The following is a 3,234-nucleotide window of genomic DNA, read 5'->3' on the forward strand; positions in this document are numbered from 1 at the left end:
TTGAGTCTGGTGAGCTCTCGTAATCAAGCGACCTGTATTCGAGGTGGGAGCAGGGGGTGCTGTCACCGATCGTGGTCGCCAGGGGCGTAGCGGTTCCAGCTGCCTCCGGCCTCGATCAGGACGCGGGTGGTGTGCTTGTCGTGGAAGCCGAGCATCCGGGCGACGACGGGTGCGGGGGCTTGCAGCACGAGTTGGCGAAGGGCTGAGGTGCGTCCGGACTGGACCGGGATGCCATGTCGGTGCAGGGCTTCGCCGAGGCTGCGGTGCTGTAGCGGCTGGCCTGCCCGGCGGCCGGGAAACAGCCAGTCCGAGTCGCTGTTCGGCCCGGAGGCAGCGGCGCGATCGGCGAGTAACTCGTGGAGTAGGTCGGCCAGCGGGCCGGGTGCAGGTGTGAGTGGGTCGCCGATGCGGAGAAGAACCTCGTTGTCGCTGGTGATCACGTCGTGGATGGTCATCTGGACAACGCGGCTGAGGGGCTGGGCGTAGAGGAGCACGAGCAGTCCAGCGATGCGTTCCCGCAGCGGGATCGTCTGGTCTGTGACGAGGCGGCGGATAAGCGCGAGTCGCTGGTGCTGGGCTATCGGTGCGGGGTTGGTCGTGGGCTTCCATGTCCAGGTCAGCTTGGGCATATGCCCGGAACGCATGGCCCAGCGCAGGAACGCTTGCGCAGGTCGACGGGTCGCGTAGTGCTTGGAGTGCCAGGCGTCGAGGTCGGCTTGGGTGCAGTGTTGAAGGCCGGTGTTGTGGTCGGCGAGCCAGGTCAGGAAGTCGGCGGCTCGGTTGACGCGCTGGCGAGCTTCGTTCGTGGTAGTGGGGCGAAGAGGCTCGTTTTCTGCCTTCCGCCGCAACCGTCGCAGCTCGTTCCAGGTGGCGAAGCGGTGGACGAGCTGGGCGTGCTCAGGGGGTTCGAGGTCGGCCAGGCGTTGGGCGAGCCAGCGCTCGAAAAGCATGAGCTGCCTGTCCATGCGAGGCAGAACCCCGTGGTGCATCAGCAGTTCACGAACGGATGAGGCGGTGCGCCAGTCCGGTAATGCAGCCAGGGCCTTGTGCGTCAGAGGAAGGTCCCCGCGTGCCAGGGCAGCCAGCACTTCGGGGACGCGAGATTGACCGAACCAGGCCAGTTGCCGCTTCAAGTTCTGGGAGCCCAGAATGCCGTCCCTCAGCGGAACGAGCTCTGGACGGGTCTTGCCGGTGCCGTCGTCGAGGGTCCGATTGAGCTTGTCGGCGAGGGTGCAGCGTTCGCAGAAACGTCCGGCGAGCAGGCAGCCTTCGAACCCGCAGCGGTCGCAGAAGAAGTCGCGGGTGATGGCCGCGCAGTCGCGGCAGATCGCGACCTCATCGCCCGAACTTCGGCGGCCCGGAAGGAGCCGGTGCATGCCGCAGTCCGGGCAATCGCCCCAGGTGTGGACGGCGTGGTCGAAGCAGGTGCGGCAGATCGGGCCTTCCCAGTTCGCGGCCTTGGCCGCCCGGCGCCCGCACCGGACGCAGTCACGGATGTGCCAGCGCTCGAACTGCTCCCGCGTCGAGTATGCCGGGCTCATCCCTGCGGGCGCAGGCGAACCCGCTTGGGCTTGACCGCGGCCGGGTCGACCACGGCGTCGTCGGTGGCGGTCTTGCGGCCGGTGGTGTTCTCAGCCTTGGTCGCGATCAACTCGGCTGAGGTGCACTCAAAGATGTCGCAGAGCGCGGCGAGCACGGCCAGCGACAGCCGTTCCGGCGTGCCGGTCGCCAGCCGGTGAACCTGGGACACCGACAAGTCGATGCCTCGCTCACGCAGGAGGGGAACGAGTTCGGTGGTGGAGAACATGCCGTGGGCGGCCATCAGTTCCCGCAGCCGCCACTGGTAGCTGACCTGGCGTTTCATCGTGCCCTCCGGGTGGGATCGAGTGCCGCGCCGAGCGTGTCATCCAGTGCGCGACGCAGGGTTCGGGTGCGGAAATCCGACGACACGCACGTGTAGATCGAGGTCGTAGAGGCATGCTCATGTCCGACCTGCTGCTGGACAAAGAACGGGTCCCAGCCGGCCTCGATGAGGTGCGTGACGTAGGAACGCCGGAACGAATGGAAATCGAGGCCGGGATCGAGGTTCAGCGCGTCCCGGTAGAGTGCGAACCGCGCGTCGAGCTGGCTCAACGCGATCCGTTCCGACCTCTCTGAGGGCCACAACGCCGGGCTGTCGGCACGGCTGAAAGCGGGCCGCACGTGCGTGATCCACTGATCCAGAATCTCAGGTGTCCAGTCCCAGACGGTCAGCACGCTGCGGCGTTTCGGCGGTGAACCCTTCTTCGCCTTGCCGTGCCGGACGTAGAGCACCCCGAAGTCACCGAACTCAGGAGCATGCGGGTTGCGGCCGAGGTCGGCCAGATCGAGCATCCGAACTTCGTTGCGGCGCAACCCAAATGAGTAGGAGACCTTGAACAGCGTCGCGTCGCGGAACGCGGGCAGCCAACCCTTGCGCCCGGCAACCCGCACACGCGAGACCTGCTCGTCGGCATAGTCGAAGAACCGCTCCAGCTCATCGAGGGTGAACGCCCGCTTCGCTGGGTCGGACTCGGTGGCCTGAACGTGCACGGCGGTGTTCCACTCGTGCACGACCTGCACCGGATGCGTGCCGAAGCGCTGCTCGCATTCCACCGCCCACTGGTAGGCCGGATCGGTGACGTAGTGGCAGAACATACGAATCGCTTCCTGGTAAGCGCGCACGGTCGAGTGCTTCAGGTGCCGCACCGCCCGCAGATCGCTGAACCACTCGTCAAGCAGCTGAGGAGTCCAGTGCCACGGGAACGCATCCGCATGCCGAGCGAAGGCCCGCACCGCCTTCTCACGTCCGTCGATTGTGGACAGCGCCAGGTTCCGCGCCAGCTGCTGGTTGCGCCACCCGTCGAGCATCGCGGCGAACACCTGCTCCTCCGGGTGCAACAACGGCACCCCATCGGCCAGATATAGCCGCGCGACACCCGGAATCCGCCCACCATCGGTCACTCAACACCACGCTCCGTAGATCGCATCTGATGCGAGATCATCGCATCCAATGCGACCCCGGCTGCATCCGGGCTGATCAAACGCTCACGACGCCGGGATACCGCTCCGTCCTTGAGGAGTGATCCGATAAGGTCATCCCGAGAAGATCAGGTTGTCGGCCCAGCTCAAAGGCCGTTTCTGGACATGCAGGCGAACCGACTCGCACAACGGCCTGAGATCGCATCCGATGCAATACAAGCCATTCGGAACATC

General features: G+C 65.9%; 3 protein-coding genes. All 3 read right to left on the minus strand.

The annotated features are described in order from the left end of the window. Positions 1 to 62: 62 nt before the first annotated feature. Genes MOQ72_RS43975 through MOQ72_RS43985 form a run of 3 tightly spaced genes read right to left on the minus strand, consistent with a single transcriptional unit; the run spans position 63 to position 2,982 of the window. Complete coding sequence (locus tag MOQ72_RS43975; RefSeq protein WP_242192007.1) at positions 63 to 1,541, minus strand: site-specific integrase; 1,479 nt, start codon at positions 1,539 to 1,541, stop codon at positions 63 to 65. Continuing rightward, entirely contained in the window at positions 1,538 to 1,864 is a 327-nt protein-coding gene (locus MOQ72_RS43980) for a helix-turn-helix domain-containing protein (protein ID WP_242192008.1), read from the minus strand. The genes MOQ72_RS43975 and MOQ72_RS43980 overlap by 4 nt, the downstream gene beginning before the upstream one ends. Beyond that, on the minus strand, positions 1,861 to 2,982 hold the full coding sequence (locus MOQ72_RS43985) for a tyrosine-type recombinase/integrase (RefSeq protein ID WP_242192009.1): 1,122 nt from the start codon (positions 2,980 to 2,982) through the stop codon (positions 1,861 to 1,863). The genes MOQ72_RS43980 and MOQ72_RS43985 overlap by 4 nt, the downstream gene beginning before the upstream one ends. Positions 2,983 to 3,234: the final 252 nt, after the last annotated feature.

It is taken from the genome of Saccharopolyspora soli, assembly GCF_022678645.1.
Classification (GTDB): domain Bacteria; phylum Actinomycetota; class Actinomycetes; order Mycobacteriales; family Pseudonocardiaceae; genus Saccharopolyspora; species Saccharopolyspora soli.

Bases quoted from the DNA above. Each gene is read 5' to 3' on its own strand.
- MOQ72_RS43975 (WP_242192007.1), bottom strand. From the start codon at position 1,541: ATGAGCCCGGCATACTCGACGCGGGAGCAGTTCGAGCGCTGGCACATC.
- MOQ72_RS43980 (WP_242192008.1), bottom strand. From the start codon at position 1,864: ATGAAACGCCAGGTCAGCTACCAGTGGCGGCTGCGGGAACTGATGGCC.